Source organism: Candidatus Omnitrophota bacterium (genome assembly GCA_023227985.1).
In the GTDB taxonomy this organism is placed as follows: Bacteria; Omnitrophota; Gorgyraeia; order Gygaellales; family Profunditerraquicolaceae; genus JALOCB01.
This window is the reverse complement of record JALOCB010000012.1, coordinates 24,569-47,695: the sequence shown is the minus strand read 5'-3', so window position 1 is coordinate 47,695 and position 23,127 is coordinate 24,569. Positions and strand designations below refer to the sequence as shown.

Annotated in this window: 25 protein-coding genes; 1 reads left to right on the top strand and 24 read right to left on the bottom strand. The window is 48.0% G+C overall.

Annotated elements, in window-relative coordinates; all coding sequences use genetic code 11:
• From M0R35_04240 to M0R35_04205, 8 genes are all read right to left on the bottom strand, one after another.
• The coding region (locus tag M0R35_04240) for a DUF502 domain-containing protein (protein MCK9594867.1) at positions 1–478 on the bottom strand (478 nt) is incomplete at its 3' end.
• Positions 466–951: a phage holin family protein gene (locus tag M0R35_04235; GenBank protein MCK9594866.1), complete on the bottom strand. Its 486-nt coding sequence runs from the start codon at positions 949–951 to the stop codon at positions 466–468. The genes M0R35_04240 and M0R35_04235, both read right to left, overlap by 13 nt.
• 14 nt (positions 952–965) lie before the next feature.
• On the bottom strand, positions 966–1,619 hold the full coding sequence (locus tag M0R35_04230; GenBank protein ID MCK9594865.1) for a hypothetical protein: 654 nt from the start codon (positions 1,617–1,619) through the stop codon (positions 966–968).
• A 38-nt stretch (positions 1,620–1,657) separates the two neighbouring features.
• Positions 1,658–2,137, bottom strand: coding sequence for a hypothetical protein (locus M0R35_04225; protein MCK9594864.1), 480 nt, complete (start codon positions 2,135–2,137; stop codon positions 1,658–1,660).
• A gap of 43 nt (positions 2,138–2,180) precedes the next feature.
• On the bottom strand, positions 2,181–3,821 hold the full coding sequence (locus M0R35_04220) for a diguanylate cyclase (GenBank protein ID MCK9594863.1): 1,641 nt from the start codon (positions 3,819–3,821) through the stop codon (positions 2,181–2,183).
• 95 nt (positions 3,822–3,916) lie between these two features.
• Positions 3,917–4,663 (bottom strand): hypothetical protein, encoded by a 747-nt coding sequence (locus M0R35_04215; GenBank protein ID MCK9594862.1) that lies wholly within the window; start codon positions 4,661–4,663, stop codon positions 3,917–3,919.
• 85 nt (positions 4,664–4,748) lie between these two features.
• Positions 4,749–5,966: a diguanylate cyclase gene (locus M0R35_04210; GenBank protein MCK9594861.1), complete on the bottom strand. Its 1,218-nt coding sequence runs from the start codon at positions 5,964–5,966 to the stop codon at positions 4,749–4,751.
• A gap of 12 nt (positions 5,967–5,978) precedes the next feature.
• A complete protein-coding gene (locus M0R35_04205) occupies positions 5,979–6,476 on the bottom strand; it encodes a YajQ family cyclic di-GMP-binding protein (protein ID MCK9594860.1) in 498 nt (165 codons plus the stop codon).
• Between the two features lie 315 nt (positions 6,477–6,791).
• Between M0R35_04205 and M0R35_04200 the strand changes: the two genes are divergently transcribed.
• Positions 6,792–7,421 (top strand): LysE family translocator, encoded by a 630-nt coding sequence (locus M0R35_04200; protein ID MCK9594859.1) that lies wholly within the window; start codon positions 6,792–6,794, stop codon positions 7,419–7,421.
• Positions 7,422–7,475: 54 nt separating this feature from the next.
• Here M0R35_04200 and M0R35_04195 read toward each other — a convergent pair whose 3' ends face one another.
• The 16 genes from M0R35_04195 to M0R35_04120 form a co-directional block, all read right to left on the bottom strand.
• The gene (locus M0R35_04195; GenBank protein ID MCK9594858.1) at positions 7,476–8,948 is read right to left on the bottom strand and encodes a glucose-6-phosphate isomerase; all 1,473 of its coding nucleotides are present in this window, start codon (positions 8,946–8,948) and stop codon (positions 7,476–7,478) included.
• A gap of 117 nt (positions 8,949–9,065) precedes the next feature.
• The gene (locus tag M0R35_04190; GenBank protein ID MCK9594857.1) at positions 9,066–9,434 is read right to left on the bottom strand and encodes a response regulator; all 369 of its coding nucleotides are present in this window, start codon (positions 9,432–9,434) and stop codon (positions 9,066–9,068) included.
• Positions 9,431–11,083, bottom strand: coding sequence for a response regulator (locus M0R35_04185; GenBank protein MCK9594856.1), 1,653 nt, complete (start codon positions 11,081–11,083; stop codon positions 9,431–9,433). The genes M0R35_04190 and M0R35_04185 overlap by 4 nt, the downstream gene beginning before the upstream one ends.
• 209 nt (positions 11,084–11,292) lie before the next feature.
• Positions 11,293–11,967: a phosphate signaling complex protein PhoU gene (gene phoU, locus M0R35_04180; GenBank protein MCK9594855.1), complete on the bottom strand. Its 675-nt coding sequence runs from the start codon at positions 11,965–11,967 to the stop codon at positions 11,293–11,295.
• Between the two features lie 43 nt (positions 11,968–12,010).
• Complete coding sequence (gene pstB / locus M0R35_04175) at positions 12,011–12,784, bottom strand: phosphate ABC transporter ATP-binding protein PstB (GenBank protein ID MCK9594854.1); 774 nt, start codon at positions 12,782–12,784, stop codon at positions 12,011–12,013.
• Positions 12,777–13,532 carry a phosphate ABC transporter ATP-binding protein gene (locus M0R35_04170; protein MCK9594853.1) on the bottom strand — a complete coding sequence of 252 codons (756 nt, stop codon included), beginning with the start codon at positions 13,530–13,532 and terminating at the stop codon, positions 12,777–12,779. The genes pstB (M0R35_04175) and M0R35_04170 overlap by 8 nt, the downstream gene beginning before the upstream one ends.
• A gap of 445 nt (positions 13,533–13,977) precedes the next feature.
• On the bottom strand, positions 13,978–14,823 hold the full coding sequence (pstA, locus tag M0R35_04165) for a phosphate ABC transporter permease PstA (GenBank protein ID MCK9594852.1): 846 nt from the start codon (positions 14,821–14,823) through the stop codon (positions 13,978–13,980).
• Positions 14,820–15,683 (bottom strand): phosphate ABC transporter permease subunit PstC, encoded by an 864-nt coding sequence (pstC, locus tag M0R35_04160; protein MCK9594851.1) that lies wholly within the window; start codon positions 15,681–15,683, stop codon positions 14,820–14,822. Before pstC (M0R35_04160) ends, pstA (M0R35_04165) begins: the two co-directional genes overlap by 4 nt.
• Positions 15,684–15,805: 122 nt before the next feature.
• Positions 15,806–16,660: a phosphate ABC transporter substrate-binding protein gene (locus M0R35_04155; protein ID MCK9594850.1), complete on the bottom strand. Its 855-nt coding sequence runs from the start codon at positions 16,658–16,660 to the stop codon at positions 15,806–15,808.
• A 73-nt stretch (positions 16,661–16,733) separates the two neighbouring features.
• Positions 16,734–17,396 carry a phosphate signaling complex protein PhoU gene (gene phoU, locus M0R35_04150; GenBank protein MCK9594849.1) on the bottom strand — a complete coding sequence of 221 codons (663 nt, stop codon included), beginning with the start codon at positions 17,394–17,396 and terminating at the stop codon, positions 16,734–16,736.
• A gap of 9 nt (positions 17,397–17,405) precedes the next feature.
• Positions 17,406–17,846 carry an arsenate reductase ArsC gene (locus M0R35_04145; GenBank protein MCK9594848.1) on the bottom strand — a complete coding sequence of 147 codons (441 nt, stop codon included), beginning with the start codon at positions 17,844–17,846 and terminating at the stop codon, positions 17,406–17,408.
• Positions 17,843–18,682 carry a phosphate ABC transporter ATP-binding protein PstB gene (gene pstB / locus M0R35_04140; protein ID MCK9594847.1) on the bottom strand — a complete coding sequence of 280 codons (840 nt, stop codon included), beginning with the start codon at positions 18,680–18,682 and terminating at the stop codon, positions 17,843–17,845. The genes M0R35_04145 and pstB (M0R35_04140) overlap by 4 nt, the downstream gene beginning before the upstream one ends.
• Entirely contained in the window at positions 18,675–19,577 is a 903-nt protein-coding gene (gene pstA / locus M0R35_04135) for a phosphate ABC transporter permease PstA (GenBank protein ID MCK9594846.1), read from the bottom strand. Before pstA (M0R35_04135) ends, pstB (M0R35_04140) begins: the two co-directional genes overlap by 8 nt.
• The gene (pstC, locus tag M0R35_04130; GenBank protein MCK9594845.1) at positions 19,574–20,458 is read right to left on the bottom strand and encodes a phosphate ABC transporter permease subunit PstC; all 885 of its coding nucleotides are present in this window, start codon (positions 20,456–20,458) and stop codon (positions 19,574–19,576) included. Before pstC (M0R35_04130) ends, pstA (M0R35_04135) begins: the two co-directional genes overlap by 4 nt.
• Before the next feature lie 87 nt (positions 20,459–20,545).
• Complete coding sequence (locus M0R35_04125; GenBank protein MCK9594844.1) at positions 20,546–21,355, bottom strand: phosphate ABC transporter substrate-binding protein; 810 nt, start codon at positions 21,353–21,355, stop codon at positions 20,546–20,548.
• 243 nt (positions 21,356–21,598) lie between these two features.
• Positions 21,599–22,888: a putative porin gene (locus M0R35_04120; protein ID MCK9594843.1), complete on the bottom strand. Its 1,290-nt coding sequence runs from the start codon at positions 22,886–22,888 to the stop codon at positions 21,599–21,601.
• Between the last annotated feature and the right edge of the window lie 239 nt (positions 22,889–23,127).

The window sequence follows — 23,127 nt, the reverse complement described above, 5'->3', positions numbered from 1 at the left end:
CGGGGGTCGTGGAGATGAACACCGACACCATATCCCCGCCCGCCGCTTTATTGACGATCTCAAACTGGTCGTTGGTCAAAAAACCTATGGAATAAAGCCCCTTGGACGGGTATTCGATCAATACCACCTTTTTAAAACCCAGCTCTTTCTGGGTGGTAATGAAAAGGAGCACTTCTTTTATCGCCGGGTAAATATTCCTGATCAACGGGAGCCCGGCGAACCATTTTTCGAATTCGACGAATAATCTATGGGCGATGAACCTTTTGGCCAGCCAGCCGATCAAAACGATCAAGATCAGGAAAACCAGGAAACCCAGCCCGAAAACAGAGAACCCCAGGATCGACTGCAGGTAAACATTGATGAACCGGCCCAGAAGATTATCCAGAAAAATGAAGATGCTCGCCAGAAGGTATATAGACAGGTATACCGGTATTATCAATACTATCCCGGTAATAAAATATTTTTTTATTTTATCCATGGTTTTGCCACTTTCGCGGCGCTGTCCCCGCCCTTTCTCCCGGAGTCGCTTGAGCCCTCCACGTCAATGACGTCCTTGTATTTATTCCCCCCGGGTTGCGGCCCGCGGTAGAAACGCAGGTCGGAATGCCCCTGAGGCCCAAGGAATACGTTTAAAATGAAACTGATGAAGCTGAACAATAAAGCCCCCCAAAAAGCGCTCCGGAAATCAACCACCTCGAAACCGGGGACGATCCGCGAAACCAGGTAGAAAAAAGAAGCGTTTATCAGAAAAGTAAACAACCCGAAAGACAGGATATTCAACGGCAGGGTCAATCTTATGATCAAGGGCCGCAAAAAGGCATTGATCAAGCCCAGGGCCAACGCCGCAACCGCCACCGTCTGCCATTTATCCGCGGAGATGCCCGGGACAAAACTCGCCACCGCCACTAAAGCCGTTATATTAACCAACCATTTTATTAAAAAAGCTTTCACTCGGACCTTTCAGTTTATTGAAGTTCGGATTCCAACTTGCGAATAAAAGCGTCTGCATCCTGTACAAGCGAGGCAGGCAGCATCTTCGAACTTTTTATCTCTTCTTTTAGCGACTTAAGCGTTCCGATGAATCTTTTTATAGATCTTTGCCTTTTCTGCTCCCAGGCCTCTTCCGGCTCCAATTCCTGGCGCTGGCGGATCAGGCTGGTCAGGTCTTTCTTAACCTCCCGGCTGTCCTTGCCTTTCTGGAATACCGCTTCCTTAAGGTTCGCGTAATCTTCTGCATCCAGGTCCTTTTTCTCTTTAGCCAGCCTTAACAGATCGACCGATTCATAGCTGGGAACGTTCACCGCCTTGGCGGTTTCGCTGATGCTCTCTTTAAGATAACCCGGTTCCTCTTTCTCCAGGAAAAAATACGACCTTAGGAGTTTCATCGCCGTCTGCTTGCGTATGCCGATCTCCTTGGCCGTGTAATTGTCGAAATCCTGATAGCCCCATTCTTTGTAGAGCTTATCCTTCCACACCGAGTAAAGCGACCGGCCCAGCTCTATCCAGGAACGCTTAAAATCCCTGGCGTTTTCTAAAACATGCCGGCGCAGAGGATTATCCGCGTTGTCCCGGATCTTCTGTTCGATATTACCAAGCGCGTTGCTGTGGATATTGCCCATTTTAGCAGATTATCCTTTCGGGATTTACAGGTTATGCGTCAAGAGGGGGGCGTCTGCAGGTTGACCAAAGGCTGATTCTTTTTTTGCTCCTCTAAAAACTGCTGGAACAACTGAGAGAACTTTTCTTCCAGCTCGTCGTATTGGCCTTTAAGCCCTTCATGCATCTGGTTGGACAAGGCTGATTCCTTGCGCGCCTTTGCCAATTCCTCTTCAAGTTCAACAACCTTAGCGGCTAAATCGGTTTTTAAAGCTGTCTCTTTGCCTAAGCGTTCTTTCAGATCAGCGAGCTGCAATCCCAGATCGTCCTTATTCGCCTTTAATATCTCATTCTCCGCAGCCTGTTTATCGACAACCTGCAGTTGTTTCTGAAGCCTGTCTTCTTTTTCCCGGATAATACCGTCCAATCCCCTGATCCGGGACTTCAATCCGCCGATCTCGTCAGCAACGGACTTACCTGCCCTAAGGTTATGCCTGGCCAAAGAAACTCCGCTCATTACCGCGGCCAGCAATAAAAACACCAATAACCCGTAAAAAAGAAATGTTTGAACCGGCAACATAGGATTATTTCTTCACTTTTAACACCTTCAGGAATACCCTGATGATCTTGGGATCAAATTGCTTTCCGCTGCCTTCTCTCAGTATCTTTATCGCCTGTTCCTTGGTAAAGGCCTTGCGGTAAGGCCGGTTGGATATCAACGCCTGATAGACATCGGCCACCGCTATGATCCGCGCTCCCATAGGGATCACATCTCCCTTGAGGCCGCTGGGATAACCCTGTCCGTCCCAGCGTTCATGATGATAAAGTATGAACGGTATGATCGCGTGCAGAAAACGTATAGGCCTGAGGATATCCGCGGCTATCTGAGGGTGTTTTTTGATCTGTGAATACTCTTCTTCGGTAAGCTTGGCGTCCTTAAGCAGGATCTTATCGCTTATTCCTACCTTACCCAGATCATGCAGGATCGCGGCCTGATGCACGTTCTGAAGCTCTTCCCTGCTGAATTTCAGCATCTTGGCTATTTCAATGGCGTAATAAACGGTCTGCTCAACATGCTCGCCGGTGTAATGATCCTTGGTTTCGATGGTCTTGGCAAAAGCAAAGATAGCTTCGATCAAGCTTTCATTGGCGTTTTTGGTAACCTGGCCCAGCTTATGCTGCAGTTCAGCGATATTCTCCTTCTTCCCGCTGGACTTTTGCCTGGATTTCGAGCCTATTTTTTTCACATCGCATGAAGAATACACCCGGTTACCGCCGTATTCCTTGGCCTTATTGAGTATCTGTTCGGCTATATCCACCATATCCATGCTGTCCACTATCTTTTCTTCCGGGTAGGATGTTACCGCCAGGCTTAACTTTACCTTGACCGACTGTTTTTTATCCCCGAAGTTATACAGATTGATCGCGTCCAGCATCCGTTGGGCCAGCATTATCGCCTGAAGCCGGTCGGTCCCCGGGCAGATTATCACGAACTCCTCTCCGCCCGACCTGATCACTATATCATAACGCCGAACGATCATTTTTAATTGCCTGGATAATTGTTTCAAGACCAGGTCTCCGAAATGATGTCCGTATGTATCATTGATGGATTTAAAATAATCCAGGTCGATCATGATCAAAGACAGGGGCTGCTCGTATCTTTTAGCCCGGGTAACCTCGGCCTCAATGACCTCTTCTAAATAACGATGATTGTAAAGGCCTGTCTGCGGGTCGCGCAGGGCCAACTGCTGCAGCCGCTTGTTGAAAAGGACGAGTTCCCGGTGGAGTTTTTCTTTTTCCGCCTCGGCTATCTTGCGCTCGGTTATATCTTCCAGGGTCTCGATCGCGCCTACAAGCTTACCTTCCTGGTCCAGTAATGGGGAGGCGGTGAACCTCAGCCATCTTCCATTCTTTCCTAACGGAGCCAGAAAACCTTCCACCTCATACGCGCCTTCCAAAAGTTCCCATTTCCGTATCTTCATCCCTTTGTAATTCTGCAATAAGTCTTCCTCTGTGGCTTTTTGCAGAAGCAAGTCGGCCAGGCATGGCCTTTCAACGGGATAAAACGGTTTCCAATGATCTTTAGTGCCTAACATCTGTTTCTCGGAATAGCCGGTCATCGCCTCGCAGGCGCGGTTCCAATGAATAACCGCGTGGCTCTCGTCGATCACGAAATGAGCGATGGAACTGCCTTGTAATATATCCCCCGGAGCCTTTTCTTGCATATAGCGCTTGTCCTTTCGGTATTTATCTTATGTAAGCCGTACTGAAGCAGAGTAATTATATCATAGCGTAAAGAGTAAATCAACCCGTCAGCAGCTCATTGGCTTTTACTGCCGGTTAACAGGCCTTTTAACGTGCCCGTCACTTTGCTTACGGTATCGCCGGCTATCCCTATAGTATTGCCTACAGCCTCCGAGGCAGCGCCGACGGTGCTGCCCAGGGCCTTCTTCAACGGGCCGCCTATCTTGGCGATCTGGGCTATTGTAGTATTGACCAACGCCCGGCTCAGAATGATCATCACCAGCTGATTAGGGTCGGTTATATTCTCGTATTGCTCGTGTATATTCACGTTGAATTCCCTTGCCTGAGGGCTGCCCCCGGAGGAGTAATCCCGGTAAACGACCTTGTCGATATCCAGTTTGAGCAAGTCTATGGCTATCTCCGGGGCTGGCCCTGAGCCTTTCGGCTGCAAAGACTGCAATGATTCCAGGTTTATTTTACCTTTGGCGCTCTTGTTTACCGCCAGTTCTTTCAGGTTAAGCCTGAGCTCCTTTAAATGCACCTTACCCTTCATAAAGGCTCCCAGGTCATAATCCACGTAGATCTCCGGAATATCCGCCATTAACTGATCGGTGAATTCTTTGGGATTGAACAATTGCAGGTTATTCACGGCAACGACCTGCTTGAATACGCCGACTTTTATGCTTTCGACTTTCACCGTAACCCCGGTAAGCGCCTTTATCCCGTTAGTAACCGCGAATTTCACCAGCATATTCTTGGTCAACAACAGAATAACCGCCAGGCCCAATATTACCGTTAATGTTATAGTAAGCGCCTTCTTCATATTCAACCTCCTTTGTGTAGAAACACACGCGCAGGAACCGCATACCGGACATTCCTATAAGTCCGGGTGATAGCGACATATCCAATTAATTTTTCAATACCAATCCTTGCCGGTCATTTATCAAAGCGCTGATCTTTTCCATCTGCATAGCCAGCGCCCTTTGCAGTTGCTCTTCTTTGATATAACCCAGGTCCTTAAGCGTCTCTCCCAGCAAAGCATCCCTGCGCCAGTGTATTTTTAACGCCTCATCCAACTGTTCCAACGATATAATATTCAACTCCACCAGGATCTGGCCCAACGGCCGGTAGGCGTTCAGGATCTTTTCTTTCTTATTATACACCTGGGGCGCGCCATTCCTGCCTTCAGCGGAACTACGGCGGTCGGCCATAAATTTGCTCCCCGGCATTTGTTTTAAATAGTGCTTGATCTGGGCGACCTTCTCGTTTATCTGGACGATATTCTTAAAATCTTCGGGGGTATGCTGGTTGATCAGGGCTATGGACACGCTCATCAAAGCGGTCTTCTTTAATTGATGGTTCCTGTCACTGGCAATTATAAACCCCTGTTTACGGTCGGTCAAAGAATAATGGAACGGGATTATGTTATCAAACAAACAGATGAAATTCCGGCAAATATCCACGGATTTGGATACGCTGGTGATAAAAACAAAGTCATCTCCGCCGATATGGCCTATAAAATCGTCTTTATTGCCGTATTTCCTGATCGTAGTATAGAGCATATAGGCGGTCTGCATAATGATCCGGTCGCCTTTTTGATATCCGTAAACATCGTTGTAACACTTAAAATTATCTATGTCTATGTAACCGAAGGAAAAAGACATTCCCCGGGCAACCTTATCATTCAGTGTCTCTTCGATCATCCTGCCTCCGGGAAGCCCGGTGAGCGGAGTAGTATAAAAACTGAACTGCGCCCTTTTTATAGCCATCTCTATGCGCACCCGCAGGTCCAAAGGATCCGGGGGCTTGATCAGGTAATCATCCACTCCCTGCTTAAGAAGCAAAAGCTGTTCTCTTAACTGCCTTTTATTGATCAAAGTGATAACAGGAATGAACGCTGTAATAAAATCGTCTTTTAACAACTGGCATATGGAAAGATGGGCTTTGCTGGCGGAATACACATCAACTACGATCGCGTCAGGCGCGATCTTTTTAACGTATTTTATATCATTGAAAGGCGCTTCCTGCAGGAAGACCTCATATCCCCATCCGTCAAAACAGAAATTAAGGACTTTCCTTAAGTTTTCATCGGAGGATATGATCAGGATCTTCTTTATCTTATCCATACGCTGGCTAGCCTAACGGTAATTGCAGAAACTAAGCGCTAAAGGAAAGTCTATGGCTCTTAAATGGCTGATCACCGACTGAAGTTCGTCTTTCTTGGGCGAAGAAACCTTGACCTTCTCGCCTTCTATCTGAGTTTGCACCCTAAGCCCCAGGTCCTTGATGACCTTTACCAGGTCCTTGGCCTTTTCCTTATCTATGCCGGTGGCTATTTCCACTGACTGCCTTAAAGTTCCCTCAAAGGCTTTTTCCGGGTCCTTAAAAACAAGGGACTTTAACGAAACACCGCGTTTAGCCATCTTTGTGGCCAGGATATCTTTCATCGAGCGCAGTTTAAAATCATCATCCGCTATGATGGTCAGCTTTTTTTCAACCTTGTCGAGATCCAGCGATGCCTTGCTGCCTTTAAAGTCATACCGCTGGCTAAGCTCTTTCTTAACCTGGTTGACCGCGTTATCCACTTCCTGAAGGTCCACTTCTGAAACAATATCAAAAGAAAAATTACCCGCCATATAACCCCTTGTCTCCGTAGACAACACCGCTGTATCTTCCGATTGCAGCGGGTGTCAATATTATCAAAAGCAACACACCTTGCCTTATCGGATAGGCAAGTGTACGCTTACCGCATTACCGGCGTACATTCTCCGCCAGGAGGCGGATACCGGCGGTTACAATACCGCCGGGTGCGAATTACGCCGGGTACGATTAACGCTGAATGTAATTATTATATACCATAAAAAACCCAATTCAACCAAAATCAATTGTCTGGAAAAATACCGGATCAATGATAGAATAATCCAGACAACCCCAACAGACCAACACTTAAAATGACCGAATATATTTTAATATCCCTGGTTTCCTTCACCATAGCTTTCTCCGGCGCGCTTATGCCCGGACCCCTGCTTACCGCGGTGATCTCGCAAAGCGTAAAACACGGTTTTAAATCCGGGCCGCTGATCTGTGCCGGGCATGCCGTAATGGAAGCGCTGATGATCGGGGTCATCATTTTCGGCCTGGCCAACTTTATGCATAATCAGGCCTTAATGCTGGCCATCTCTCTTCTGGGGGCATTAATACTTGCCTTTTTCGGCATAGGAATGATCTCCAGCTTACCCAAGCTCAATCTCGAAACTCAAACCAAACCCGTAAGATCATCCAGCCTGATCCTCTTAGGAATTACTATGAGCATAACCAACCCTTACTGGTCGATATGGTGGCTGAGTATCGGCCTGGGCTTGACCCTGGCGGCCAAGAAATCCGGCCTAACGGCAGTGATCATTTTCTTCCTGGGGCACATCCTGGCGGATTTCATATGGTACGGATTGGTCGCGCTGGTGATCAGCAAAGGCAGGAAATTCATTTCCCTGAAGGTCTACCGGGGGATAATCTTCGTCTGCGGACTGGCATTGATAGGTTTCAGCATTTACTTCGCCTCAAATTCCCTTAAACCGCTTTAAACTTCCGTCAACCTGTTTATAAACACAATTGCCACGGCCAGGCAGCGATGATCCTTATATTATTAACCGCGATCGCTTGACCAAAGGATATTTCTCTATTTCAGAGGAGATATCCCGGGATAGCCCCGGTTTGCGCAGCTTATAATACATATAATTCTTGTAGCCTTCCACTCCGGGCTGGTCAAAGGCGTTGATATTCAATAATTCCCCTTCAAAGGCAGTAGCCATCTCAAAGAAAAACAGCAATTGCCCCCAGAAAAACGGGGTGACCTCCGGCAATATTATAGTGCAGTTAGGGCGCTGGTTCCTGACCATTGCCCATTCGGTAGCTTCCTGCGCCAAACCAAGCAGTTTGGAATAAGCCTTGCCGGAAAGCAGATCCCCTTTGCCCGGAACTTTTATATCGGATCTGAAGTTCTCAACGCGGATAAAAGTCACCGTCTTGTCGTTAACGCCTTCGATATTATTCTGCTGGACCGAATGCAGATCATTCGTCCCGCGGGTAGAGATCGGGGTCCTGCCGAGATTGACTATCCGCTTGCGGTCCATAACCCATTCCTCCCGCCCGTCGCTTCCCTTCTTTATCAACCTGGCGTATTTCTTACCCGTGCTTTCCGCCAAAAGCTGGCAGTACCAGTCAGCTGTGGATTTCAGGGATTCGCAGAAAGGCATAAGTATCCCGATCGGCTTATTCTTATTACGGTAAAGTATGGTATGCAGTAAAGCGTACATATATGCCGGGTTGCGCAGCGGATCGGCTGCCCGGCACCTGGCTGACATGCTCTTTGCCCCGCTTAAGACCTCGGCGATATCAACGCCCAGGATAGCCAGATGCAGCAATCCCATATTCAATTCCGAATAACGCCCTCCCACGCCTTTCAAAAGCGGCAGAGAATTAAAACTTAAACTGTCTTTGGCATGCGCGGCATTTACCTTCTTACGCAAAGCGCCGGACACAGGATCGGTAATAGCAAAGATCTGCCTGCCGTAATTAGGGCCTGCGCCATTCTTCAACCATGGCTCGACCACCGCGAACGCGGCTTTGGTCTCGGTGGTTTCGCCGGATTTAGAGATAACAATAACAAAGGTCTTTTTCGGGTTCAGGCTCCTCAATAACGCGGCCAAAGGCTGCGGGTCAAGGTTGTTGCCTTCCAGGTATATCCGGGGACGGCCTTTGCGCAGTCCGGCGAATTCATTATAATACGCAGGCGCCAGCGCATCCTGGGCAGCCTTCAATCCCAGATACGATCCGCCGATACCCAGCGAGATAACATTATCGTACTTGGCGCTGATATTATTCCCGAGCCTCTGAATATCCCGGATGAGCTTTTTATCCTGAGACGGAAGATTCTGCCATTCCAAACCCAGGCTCACGCGGCTGGCCTTATCCGCCAGGACAGCGCTCAAATGCTGATGCGCCTTCTTTGCCGCCGCCCCGGCTGACCGTAAATCTTTAGCGGTTACCCCGTGGCTTTTGCCGACGCTGAAATCGAACATATTGTTGAAATCGAATTTTATGGTTTTCATATCAGCCTGTCCTTTTCCTATAAGGTTATTGTAAAAACACTCTCTCTTTAATTATATACTTATTATTTTACCGGACAAGAAGATTTATAACAGGGATAAAAAACGCGGGACATAATTTCAGGAGAGCTTGCTGTTTATCTTATCGAAAAGCTCCTGGAGATTCACCGGCTTATAAATAGCATCCAGGTAATCATAGCCCATTTCTTTTAATTCATTGCGGTATTTCTTTATATCGACCGATCCGGTAAATATGATTACCGGCATATTTATATTCTTATCCTTCATTTCCCGGAGTATTGCCATGCCGCTTGTCCCGGGCATCTTCATATCCAGGACCATAAGATCTATTGTTTTGTCGTTATCCAGGATTTCATGTATGTTCTCCGCTCCCAGCGAAGTAACCACTTCAAAACCTTTTATTGTCAAAAACTCCTCTAATATCTTTATTATTCTTAGTTCGTCGTCCACCACCAGGATCTTCTTCATTTTTCACCCTTATCGTCTAACGGTAAAAGAATGGTCGCGGTAGTCCCTTCCCCCGGCGAACTGGAAAATCGCAGATTACCGTTAGAGTCCTTTATTATGCTGTAACACACGGAAAGGCCCAAACCCGTCCCTTTTTCCTTAGTGGTGAAAAACGGGTCAAATATCCTGTCCATGACATCCTGGGGCATGCCGCAGCCGGAATCTTTTATGTCTATCCGGGCGAAATCCGCTTCGGCGCGGGTAGCAATCACGATCTCCCCCTTACCGTTGATCGCGTCTTTGGCGTTATTCAGGATATTTAATAACGCCTCCTGGATATGCTTCTCTTCTATCAACACAAAAAGCGGGGTTTCGGAAAAATCCGTCCGGATCGTTATCCCGCTCATTTCAAACTGAGGTTTTATTATCGGGACCAGCCCGGCTATGCTGGTATTTATATTAACCCGGCCTAATTCGCCCTTACTCGGGCGGGAAAAACGCAGCAGCCTTTGCATCACATCCTTGGCCCGCAGGCTTTCTTCCAGCATGATCTCAATATTATTCCTCACCTTTTCATTCTTGATCTCTTCCATCAAGGAAAGCTGGGCCCTGCCGGAAATGATCATCAGCGGATTATTTACTTCGTGGGCCATATCAGCGACCAGCCTGCCCAAAGCCGCCATTTTGGTCGATTGCACCAATTGCCGCTGGCTGTTCTGCAGGTCCGCGTTCATCTTTCGCAGGTCAATAACGCTGCTTAATAACTCAGCGTTGATTTTAACCACCTGTTCCTGGGCTTTCTTGAATTCCTTATAGAGATTGGCATTATCGAGAGCCAGGCTTACTAATGACGCGAATATATTAGCTTTGTAAAGGTCCGCCTTATTGAAGTTGTTGGGGATACGCATGCGGTTGACCGTAAGTATCCCCAGAAGTTTATCATTCTTAAGCAAAGGGACGACCAGAGAGGATTTTATCTCTTCCCTGCCGCGCACGCCTTCGAATCTATAATCATTTTTTAATCCGTTGATCAAAAGAAGGGATTGTTTATATTCAGCCGCCCAGCCGGCGATCCTTTCGCCTACTGCCAACCGGGTTTCTTTCTGTATCTGTTCTTCCAGGCCGTAAGATATGGCAATATATAATCTATTCTGCTCATCAAAGAGCATTACTGAGGTATCGTCCGCCTGAAGGACCCGCATGGTCAGATCAACGATTATCTCCAGCAGATCGTTCATTTCTATAGTTGAGAATATAGCCTTGCTTATCTCGTATAAAGCGACCATTTCTTTAAGCTGATGTTTTTCCAAAGCCTTCTCGATCATCAGCACTATTTTTTCGATGCTCAAGGGCTTTTCCACATAATCATAAGCCCCTTTTTTCATACACTCTGTCGCGGATTCTATGGTCCCGTGCCCGGTGATCATAATAGCTTCGATCTCCGGATGTATCTTCCTCATCTCCCCTAAAGCATCCGAGCCTTCCATATTCGGCAGTTTAACATCAAGAAGCACCAGATCCACATCATTATTCCTGACCTGTTCTATGCCTTCTTCCGCGCTGGAAGCCTCAATAACATAATAACCCCTGCGGTTCAGGCCGCGGCCCAAATAATCCCGCACATCCTGTTCATCATCAACGACAAGTATATTGAATTTATTATCTACCAATCGTTTTCCCCGTATTCTGTAACCTTTTTATTTACAACTGGTTCGTGAATTAATATACCTCAAATAAAAATAAAAGTCAAATAAAATTTTATTATAACCTTCGGGATACCAATGTGTTAAGGATATTATGATGAAACCGGAAATTGGCTCAACGGAAAGGGCTATCTGTAAAATGCAGTTTATACGGCTTGAATCCCCGCTTAAAGCTATTAATTACCTTTTAATCTCTCGGGATGATGCTTAACCACCTCGGCCTGGACCATATAGATCACATCCTCTGCTATATTAGTGGCATGGTCGCAGATGCGCTCCAGAAAACGCGCGATCAACAAAAGCTGGACAGCCCGGGGAGCGGTAGTCCCGTCTTTTACCAGATAATCGGTTATAAGCTCGCTTTGTATCAGGTCCCTTAACCGGTTCGCCTCGGAATCCGAAGACAAAACCTTTTTAGCTAATTCACTATCGCCGTTGACAAAAGAGTCTATAGCCATTTTAACCATGTTCTGCGCTACCACAGCCAGTTTCGGTATATCCACCAGCGGTTTTAAAAGCGGCTTGTCCACTAATTCCAGGGTCCGTTGGGCGATATCCACGGCAATATCCGCAATACGCTCCAATTCCGTATTGATCTTCATGCCGGTGGTAATAAATCGCAGGTCTTTGGCCATAGGCTGGTACAGCGCAATAAGATCCACGCATTTCTCGTCTATCTCCAGCTCCAGCTTATCCACATTGGCGTCATTATCGATCACCTCGCTGACCAAATCCTTATCCCGGCTGCTCAACGCCTCAATAGACTTGCAGATCGCCTCTTCGGCAAAAGCCCCCATTCTCAGTATTTCCTTGTTCAACTCCATTAATTCCTGGTCAAAATGCCGTTCCATATCAGTCTCCGATTTTATAAGGATTTTAGAAATTTAAACGCGATCATCCGTACCTTCCTGTAATATAATCTTCTGTCCGTTTATCTGCCGGCGCGGTGAATATGTCCCCGGTCCTGCCGAATTCCACAAGTTCGCCTAAAAGCATAAATCCGGTATCGTCGGAGATCCGCGCAGCCTGCTGCATATTATGCGTAACGATTATTATAGTATAATCTCGCTTTAATTCACGCATTAATTCCTCTATCCTGGCAGTTGCCTGCGGATCAAGGGTGGAACATGGCTCATCCATTAAAAGGACATCGGGCTTTACCGCGATCAGCCTGGCAATGCACAGTTTTTGTTTCTGCTCCAGAGAAAGCCGCAGAGCCGGCCTGTCCAGTTTATCCTTCAGGTCATCCCATAAAAGCACTGCTTTCAGGCTTTTCTCAGTCACTTCATCGAGCATATTCCTGTTTCCGGCCATACCGTGGATCTTCAACCCGAAAGCGATATTTTCGGCAACCGACAACGGGAAAGGATTAGGCCTTTGAAAGACCATTCCCACTCTCCTGCGCAAAGCGATCAAGTCCGTCTGTGGATCAACGATATTTATCCCGTCTATGTTCACCTGCCCGGTTATGCGCACGCCTTCGATCAGATCATTCATCCGGTTCAAAACGCGCAGCAGCGTGGATTTCCCGCAGCCGGACGGGCCGATCATAGCGGTTATCCGGTTTGCCTTGAATGCGGCGCGGACATCGATCAATGCCTGAAAATTCTCATACCACAAATTCAGGGCTTTAACGGATATTTTATGCTTCCCAGCGTTATTATCCAAATTTACCTCTGATATAATCTTCCGTGCGTTTGTCAGTCGGCGCGGTGAATATTTTTTCCGTAGAATCCAACTCTACCAACTCGCCGGAAAGGAAAAAAACGGTCTTATCGCCCACTCTCGCCGCCTGTTTCACATTATTAGTCACAAGTATAATAGTGTATTGTTTCTTAAGCTCGAGCATTGTGTCTTCAACCTTAGCCGTAGAGATCGGATCAAGGCCGGAGCAGGGTTCATCGAACAAGATCACCTCCGGGTCAACCGCCAGGGTCCGGGCAATGCAAAGGCGCTGCTGCTGGCCTCCGGAAAGTTTAAATGCCGATTCACTCATCCTGTCTTTTACCTCATCCCAGATATACGCCTGTTTTAATGCGCGCTCGACTTTACTGCGCAGTTCATTTTTTCCGCGGATACCGTGCATGCGCGGGCCGTAGGCGACGTTGTCGAATATCGATAGCGGCAACGGCAGAGGCAGGGCAAAAACCATGCCGATCTTTTTGCGCAGGAGCTCTTTATCCATGGAATGTATTTCCTTACCGTCCATGTCAACATTGCCCCGCATGCGGAAAGACAGATTTTCTTCGTTCAGGCGGTTCAACATCCGCAAAAAAGTGGTTTTCCCGCTGTTCGAAGGCCCGATAACGCTCAATATTTTGTTGGCGTCAACGCTCATATTCACGCCTTTCAAGGCGTGGACCGGGCCGAACCAGATATTCAGATCATTAATATTGAATTTATTTATTTTATTCATAATTATACCTTTTGAGAGTCATGCCGAGGCATTGTATTAGCGAGGACTGTGTCAGTCGCTCGAACAGTCCTCGACCTGCGGTCTGCGGAACCCGCTTTGTGACACAGTCCTCGCTATCTCACCATGCCGCGTCAACCGCAAACCTTTAAATATGAAAACAAAGAATAATTTCTCGTTGCGTTTAAGTTTAGTCCGCTATGAATCTGGCGGATCTGTGAGCGAATGTCGATTTTAGCCAAAGCAACTTGAGCAGATAGGGAATCGAGGCCTATTGGCCGAGGACGCCGAAGCTGTTTGAGCGCTTTTTGCCGGAGCAAAAAAAGCGAGTTCTGCAGGCGCCGAGACACGAAAGATCTTTGGCGGCCCAAAGGGTAAAATCGCCCCTGAGCGAACAAACTGCCAGATTCATGCGCTGAGAAAAACTCCGGGAAATTATCGCCAATTCTCACCATTTCTTTTTCTTTCTGAACTGATACCGGATTATGATCGCCACCAGGTTCATAAACAAAACCAGGACCAGCAATACCAGAGCAGTTCCGTATCTGACCTTCTCCGCGACATTAGGGACCTGGGTAGAGATAACATATAAATGATACGGCAAGGCCATGACCTGGTCGGATATGGACTGCGGAAGCCGCGGCAGATAAAACGCCGCTACGGTGAACAAGATCGGAGCGGTCTCTCCGGCAGCCCGGCCTAAACCCAGGATTGTCCCGGTAAGGATCCCCGGAATAGCGTTAGGCAGCACTATATGGCGTATGGTCTGCCATTTGCTCGCGCCTAAAGAAAGGCTTACCTCCCGGAAAGAATACGGAACGCTCTCCAGGGCCTCGCGCGAAGCGGTAATAATGATCGGCAGTATCATTATCCCCAGGGTAAGCGAACCGGAAAGTATGGACGCGCCGAATTTAAAGAAAACCACGAATATCGCCAGGCCGAACAAACCATAAACTACCGAAGGTACTCCGGCAAGGTTAACGATCGCCAGTTTTATAATCCTGTTCAAAAGGTTATCCCGGGAATATTCGCTCAGGTATATCGCCGCCAGAAGGCCGATAGGCAGGGCAAAAACGATCGCGCCGGTTACCAGATATATCGTCCCTAATATAGCAGGGAAGATGCCTCCGCCGCGCATCCCCTGCCTGGGGATATCCGTGAGAAATTGCCAGTTTATCGCCGGCAATCCTTTTTGGGCTATGATCACCACGATCAAGCCTACAGGGATAACTATCAGCAAAGTGGAAAGCAATAAAAAGAAGAAGGCTATTTTCTGGGTCTTCTCGGCTCTCATTTATCTTTATGCAGGAACATGTCCGCGCTGACGTTAATAGCGAAACTTATGATGAATAAAACTATACCCACAGCGAAAAGCGCGAAATAATGCTCGCTGCCCACCACCGCCTCGCCCATCTCCGCGGCGATTGTCGCGGTCAGGGTGCGCACCGGCTGAAGGATGCTGTTAGGCATGATCGCGGCATTTCCGGTGATCATCATCACCGCCATGGTCTCTCCGATCACCCTGCCTATACCCAACATCACCGCTGCCAGGATACCCGATGAAGCCGCGGGCAGGATCACCCGGTGAATGGTCTGCCAATGCGTCGCGCCGAGAGCAAACGCGCCTTCTTTATAGGATTTCGGCACAGAATAAAGCGCGTCCTCGGCTATAGAAACTATGGTCGGCATAGCCATGAACGCCAGCATTATCGATCCGGATAAAGCGGTCAGTCCGGTAGGCAGATGAAATACACTCTTTACCCACGGGACAAGCGTAACCATGCCGATAAAACCCAAAACCACGCTGGGGATGGCCGCCAGCAACTCAATACCGGCCTTAAGGAACTCTTTTGTTTTAGGCGGGGCGATCTCGGCGATATATAAAGCGCATCCTATGCCTATGGGGATGGAAATAACAGCCGCGCCGAAAGTCACCAGAAGCGAACCCAGGATCAACGGCAATATCCCAAACTGCGCCGGTTCTGATATAGGATACCATTTCTGGCCGAAGAGGAACTTGTCCGCGCCGATGGTTTTAAACAGCGCTAATCCTTCTTTTAAAAGGAAAATAAAAATAAGGATGACAAAAAAAATGGAAGCCAACCCGCACAATAGGATCAGCTTCTCGATTATGAATTCTTTTATTTTACGCATGGAGCACAATTCCGCGCAAGCCGCAAAGGATTGCGCATTTAGCGACATCCCAATGAGTGCATCAAAATTATTTGAAATGATTTTGATGCGTTAACGAATTGGGGAAGCACACGTATAGTTTGTTATTTTATCGGCACAAAATCCGTTTGCGCCACTATTTCCTGGCCTTCTTTAGACAGCGCGTAATCGATGAATTTCTTTACCAGTCCTTTGGGCTCTCCGTTAGTATATATCAATAACGGCCTGGATATAGGATATAACCCTTTTATCACATTATCTATTGTCGGGGCCTCATACACCGCCTTTTCATCTTTGGCGACGGCAATGGCTTTCTGCTTTGGGCCGATATAACCCATGCCGTAATAACCTATTGCCGAAGTATTTTGGGCTACTTCATCGGCGATAGCCTGCGAAGATGACAACATCAGGGCTGACGGCGCGAACTCCTCGGTTGAAGCGGGGTTGCCTTTGCGCAAAATATGCTCTTTGAAATAAACATGCGTGCCTGAATTCACTTCCCGGGAAAGCAGGACGATGTTGGCGTCCATGCCGCCGAGTTCTTTCCAATTCTTTATTTTCCCGGTAAATATCCCGGCAAGCTGATCGATGGTCAATTTACTCAATGGGTTCTTGGGGTTAACCACCACTGCCAATCCGTCCAGAGCCGCTTTTATCTCAAAAGGCTCGATACCTTTTTTCTTTGCCAGGTCGATTTCTTTAGCTGTAATAAAACGCGAACTCATCGCGATATCGCAGGACCCGCTGATCAGGCTGGATAACCCTGTACCTGAGCCTCCTCCGGTAACCGCCAGAAAATCATCAGGATCAACCTCCATATATTTCTCCGCCCAGGACTGGACGAGGTTTACCATGGTGTCCGAACCTTTGATCTGCAGACAATTATTGCCCTTGGCCGCGAAACATATTGAGGCAACCCCAAAAAACAAAAAAAACACCGTAGTTAAACGTCTGAACATATCCCCTCCTTGATTAAAAAGATATATTAGACCAACGGTGTTAGGCCTATGTTAAATCCATGTTAAATCCGTGTTAAATAAACTCGTGGTGCTTTATCATTTTCGCCTCGATCATATATATTATGTCTTCGGCTATGTTGGTGGCGTGATCGCAGATGCGTTCAAGATGGCGGGCTACTAAAAGTAACGGCAGGGCTCGCGGGATACTGGCGCTGTCTTTCAACATATAATCGCTGATCAATTCATTCTGGACCAGGTTGCGCAATTCATCAGCCGCGTCATCGCGCCGGATGATATTTCTCGCCAGGCCGGCGTCGTCGTTCAAGAATGCGTTTATTACGTCCCGGGTCATTTCGCAGGCGATCACCGCGAGTTTAGGTATATCCACCAGAGGTTTAAGCAAAGGTTGGCCGGCAAGTTCCATGACCCGCTGGCTGATATCAACAGCCAGGTCAGCCATGCGTTCCAGGTCGGTATTTATCTGCATAGCCATAGTGATGAAACGCAGGTCTACCGCCATCGGTTGATGCAACGCCAGAAGGTCCACACAGGTCTTGGCGTTCTTTATCTCAAACTCATCGATCACCTTGTCCGACCTGACCACATCTGCCGCCCGGTCAGGGTTCATTTCTTTTAACGCCTCAATGGATTCAAATATCGCCATCTCCACCAAAGATCCCATAAGCAGGATGTCGCGTTTCAAATCAGTCAACTCTTCATCGAAATGTCTTTCCATTTTTCACCTTTATATAGTGTTTAAAGCGTCCCTGCCTAATTCCGCTTCTTCCGCGATGATCGTTTTGATCAGGCCTTTTACTCTTTCGCGGACTTTTTCCCTGACCTGCCTGAAAAAATACATTGATTTTCCCTTCGGGTCGTCGATATCCCACTCAACGTTCTTTTTAGACGGGATGAACGGGCATTGGTCCTGACACCCCAAAGTGATGACGTAATCGAAATCCCGTTCCGCGAGATTCTTGAACCCTTTCGAGCTTTGTCCGGATATATCTATCCCCGCCTCTTTCATCACTTCTATGGCGTCGCGATTAATCTCTCCGGAAGGGTTAGAGCCGGCGCTGTAAGCCTCCAGGAACCTGTAACCATAGAACCGCGCGAATCCCTCCGCCATCTGGCTGCGGCAGGAATTCTCCACGCATATGAACAATACCTTCTTCTTCCGGCTCATCCGAATCTCCCTGTTATATACGCCTCTGTCCGGTTATCCTTGGGGGCGGTAAAAATATCCTGGGTCCTGGCGAACTCGACAAGCTCGCCCATCAGGAAAAACCCCGTATAGTCGGAAACGCGCGCCGCCTGCTGCATATTATGGGTAACGATGACAATAGTGTAATTCCGCTTAAGCTCAAGGATCAATTCCTCGATCTTAGCGGTCGATATGGGGTCCAGGCTGGCGCACGGCTCATCGAACAAAAGCACCGACGGATCAACCGCTATGCAGCGGGCAATACAGAGCCGCTGTTGCTGGCCTCCGGAAAGCCTTAAGGCATTATCATTCAGCCTGTCCTTGATCTCCTCCCAGAGCGCGGCTTTTTTCAACGACTGCACAACTTTTTCTTCTATAAGGCCTTTATTTTTTACCCCGTTAACATTCAGACCGTAACTGACATTCTCAAAAATACTCTTGGCAAAAGGATTAGGTTTCTGGAAAACCATCCCGACCTTGCGCCTTATATCCACGGCGTCCATCCGAGGATCAAGGATATCCTCCCCGTTAAGGCTGATCCTGCCGCAAATACGGGTATTCGGGACCAATTCGTTCATCCGGTTCAAGAGCCTTATAAAGGTGGATTTGCCGCAGCCTGACGGGCCGATAATCGCGGTTACGCTGTTTTCATAGATATCCAGGTTGATCTTCTTTAACGCCTGTGCCTTGCCGTAAAAGAAATCCAGGCCTTCCACCTTGATCTTTACCTGCCCGCCAGGATCAGGTTGGAATAATTGTTTAGGCTGCCCCCGGGATAGTTTATTTAAATATAGTTCCTGCAATAACTGTTTAGCCATTTTCTCTCCTTTGTTTCTGCCGGATAATGATCGCTATTGTGGATATTAAAAGGACCATTGCCAAAAGGATCAGCGAGCAGCCGTAAGCTATCGCCACCTGCTTATCCGGATGCGTGCCTTCGGTCATAAGCGCGTAAATGTGGTACGGCAAAGCCATTACCTCGGAAAACGCCGAACGGGGAAAACCCCTGGAATAAAAAGTCGCGGCGGTAAAAAGGATCGGCGCGGTCTCTCCGGCGATCCTTCCTATACTCAGGATCACCCCGGTCAGGATCCCCGGCAGCGCGTGCGGAAGGACGATCTTTCTTATTGTCTGCCAATGCGTCGCGCCTAAAGCCAGCGAAGCCTCCCGCTGCGAATGGGGAACAGCCATCAAGGCCTCCTGGGAAGCGGAAATAATCACCGGCAAAGCCAGGATACCCAGGGTCAGGCTTCCGGAAACAATAGATACCCCGAATTTAAAAAATTTAACAAAAAGCGCCAGGCCGAAAAGCCCGAATACAACAGACGGGACTCCAGCCAGGTTGTTAATACTCATCCGGATAATATTTACCACATAGCCTTTAGGGCTGTATTCATTAAGGTATATCGCGCAGGCCAAACCAAGAGGCAAAGCAAAGATTATAGCCCCTAAAGTCAGATACAGCGTGCCTACGATCGCCGGGGCCACTCCGCCCGCGGTCATCGCCTTGCGGGGGACATCGGTCAGGAACTCCCATGAGATAACCTTTATACCCCTGACCGCGACAAAATAAATTACCGCTCCCAAAAAGATCAAGGTAACTAAAATACATAATGTTATGAGTCCGAACCCCAAGCCTTGAGTAATGTTCTTCTTAACCCCATTAGGCGATGAAGTGTATTTCGCGAAATGCCTTTGCCTAACGGGGCTCATCTGCAGGCTCCTAACTTCAACCGGCATCTGCAGCTGATTATCTCCGCCATAATATTGAAAATTAAAGTAACAAGGAATAAAACCAGGCCTATGGCGAACAAAGCGTTATAATGCAGCCCTCCCATTACCGCCTCGCCCATTTCCGCCGCTATGGTGGAAGTCATCGGCCTGACCGGTTCAAAGAAACTGTGCGGGATCACCGCCGCTCCTCCGGCTATCATCAATACGGTCATGGTTTCGCCCACAGCCCGGCTCATGCCCAGGATAATAGCGGTAGATATGCCTGATCCGGCGGCGGGAATGACCACTCTGATCAAAGTTTGCCATCTATTCGCTCCCACTGCCAGGGATGCCTCGCGGAAACTGACCGGTACGCAGGATAACGCGTCTTCAGCCAGGCTGCATACCGTAGGCACAGCCATTATACCCAGTATCAGGCTGGCGGTGAAAGCGCATAATCCCGTGGGCAGATGAAATGTCTTCTGTAATAACGGCGCGGCTATGGTCATACCGAAGAAACCGAAAACCACTGAAGGAATACTCGCCAGGATCTCGATCAGCGGTTTCAAAAAGGCCCGTTGGCGGCTGGAAGCAAGTTCATGTATATACAAGGCGCTCCCTACTCCTAAAGGCACACAAAACAGCATCGCTCCCGCAGTCACCCATAATGATCCCAGTATTATAGGAAAGATACCGAATTCCGGCTGTTCATGGGTAGGATACCAGTTGCTTCCTAATATAAAGTCTAATATGCCGATTTTGCGTAAAAACGGCAGGCTTTCCTTAAATAAAAGGATTACGATTCCCACAAGGAATATTAAAGAAGAAAACGCTAACCCGGCGAATATCCACTTATATATTTTTTCTTTTTGCTTATGCATAATTTTATCGATCGCTTTTTATTTATTTTAGTGCGGCGAGTGCCGCGGCTTCAAACACTCGCCGCACAGGAAAATGACCATCTTTTACTACTTAATACTCACATAACCTTCTTCTTCTACCAATTGCTGGCCCTTATCGCTCAGAATAAAATCAATGAACTCTTTGACCAATCCTGAGGGTTTGCCATTAGTGTACATAAACAGCGGCCTGGACAATTTGTATTCTTTACTTAAAACAGTCTCCTTCGAAGCTGCTACACCGTCTAACTTGATAACTTTCACTCCGGACATATAGGCTAATCCAACATAACCTATCGCTCCCGGGGTTTTTTCCACTACAGAAGTTACGGCCTGATTGGAGGCTTGCATAAGAGCATCCGGCCTTACCTTAGCCTTATCCAAAGCTAATTCGCCGAACGCCTCATAGGTACCGCTGGCCGAGTCACGGGACACTACCACGATCTTGTCCTCTGATCCCCCAACCTGGCTCCAATTCGATATTTTACCGGTGTAGATATCCTTAAGCTGTTTTTTGCTTAATTCTCCTATAGGGTTAGCGGAATTAACTATTACCGCAATTCCGTCCATGGCAATAACATTTGCCTTCGGCGATCTGCCGCGGACTACCGCCTTTTCTAATTCCTCATCCTTGATCGCCCGGGAAGAATCCCCGATATCGCAGGCCCCTTCGATCAAAGAAGTAATGCCCACGCCTGATCCGCCGCCCCGGATCGATATATCCGACCCGGCGTTAGCGTTCATATATTCCTCAGCTGCCCGCTGGGCAATAGGCAAGACTGTGGTCGAACCTTCAACCACGATCTTTTCCGCGTAAGCCGGTATTGCTAAGCCTAACGCGAGAATTGACAATACTGTTAAACTGCTTAAACGTTTCATTCTCCCCTCCTTGTGTAAAGACACAACACCGGCGTATATTCCAATTACGCCGGGTGTCACTTGTCTTCACAACACCGGCGTATATTCTCCGCCACAAGGCGGATACCGGCGTATTCAGATAACGCCGGGTGCCTATTACGCCGGGTGTCACTTGTCTTCACAACACCGGCGTATATTCTCCGCCACAAGGCGGATACCGGCGTATTCAGATAACGCCGGGTGCCTATTACGCCGGGTGTCATATTAGAATTTGGTTACCCAGTCAAACTGGTAAATATCAATATGTTTCTTGGTGGCGGTCTGATAACTCCTGTACGGATCTGTCATAAAATACGCGCAACCTATAGTTGAATTAGGCATGATCGCGTAAGTCAGGCCGAATTTATTGCCTTTAGCAGCAACGCCCCCAAGATGAAAATCGGAGTCATTGATAGTAGCAAGAACAGCATCCTGTCCGATCTGGCGGTAATTCCAAAACGCCTCCCAGGTGCCTTTATTTTTGGCCTTACCCAGTTTCAATCCGGCGAGCCAGGCGGTATCATCCCTGATAGCTCCCGGGGCCAGGTTCTTGGCATAATCGCCCTGTATGGTCAAAGGCATGGAATTACCAAATAACGTAAGGTCCATTGGCGAGAATTCCCCGACAACCTGCAGTATATTAAAATCATACTTCAGGAGCGTGCCGTCCAATGAGTTGTTGATCGTGGGAGTATAGTTAGCGCTGTAGGCATTCCAGGCGTTTCCTTTAACGTTTTCATAATCATAATAAGAAACAGCTGCCTTATACGGCCGGTTTTTAACCGTGCCGCCTAACCCGGCTTGCGCGGCGAAGAGGAATGGGTCATTAGAGTCAGAGCTGCTTTCGCCGATAGGCAGGAACCCTATAGTAAGGAAAGGATTCATCGCAGTCCCGAAAGAAGGGGTGAATTTAACCACGCCGCCTTCCGGATTGATATCTCCGTCCCAAACCAGGTCAGTGGTGTAGAACGGATTGGCGAACTTACCTCCGATCAACGTCATATCCTTTAAAAGCAAAAGATCCTGATTGCCGAACGGTTTATATTCCACATAAGCCCGATCGACCCAGACATTCTTATTCTGGAAAGAATTGGTGAAAGACTGGTTGGTTGAAGTTTGCTCCGGGCCATTGGTTTTGTTTTCGCCCGTAGCCATCCTAAAACCGACTTTCATTAGCTCATTCGGCTTCATCTCAAACCCGTAGCGCAGGCGGAAACGCCCCCTGTCCCGGTGCTTAGACCCGGTCTTGGTCTCACCCTGGTAACGTATGCGCATATCTCCGGAGAACTTGGTAGTCTGCAGCCATTTTGGGAGAGTTTCATTCTTGCCTTGGGCCAATTCTCTCCTTGTTTCTTCCTTTGCTTCGGTTATCAACTGCTGGCCTTCACCCTGGGTCAAAACCCCTTTTTCCACGAGTTTATCCACCAAAACATCGATCTCAGCGGCCCACGCGCTGAAACCGATCAATACCGAGAAACACAACGTAAAAACCGCATTCATTAATTTCTTAAACACTTTTTCCTCCTTGTGTAGAGACACAACACCAGCGTATATTCCAATTACGCCGGGTGTCAATTGTCGTCACAACACCGGCGTATATTCTCCGCCACAAGGCGGATACCGGCGTATTCAGATAACGCCGGGTGCCATTACGCCGGGTGTTAATTGTCGTCACAACACCGGCGCATATACCTGTTGCGCCGGGTGCAAAGTTTAACTTTAGTTTTGCCATTTTTATTATCCTTTCCTCATCT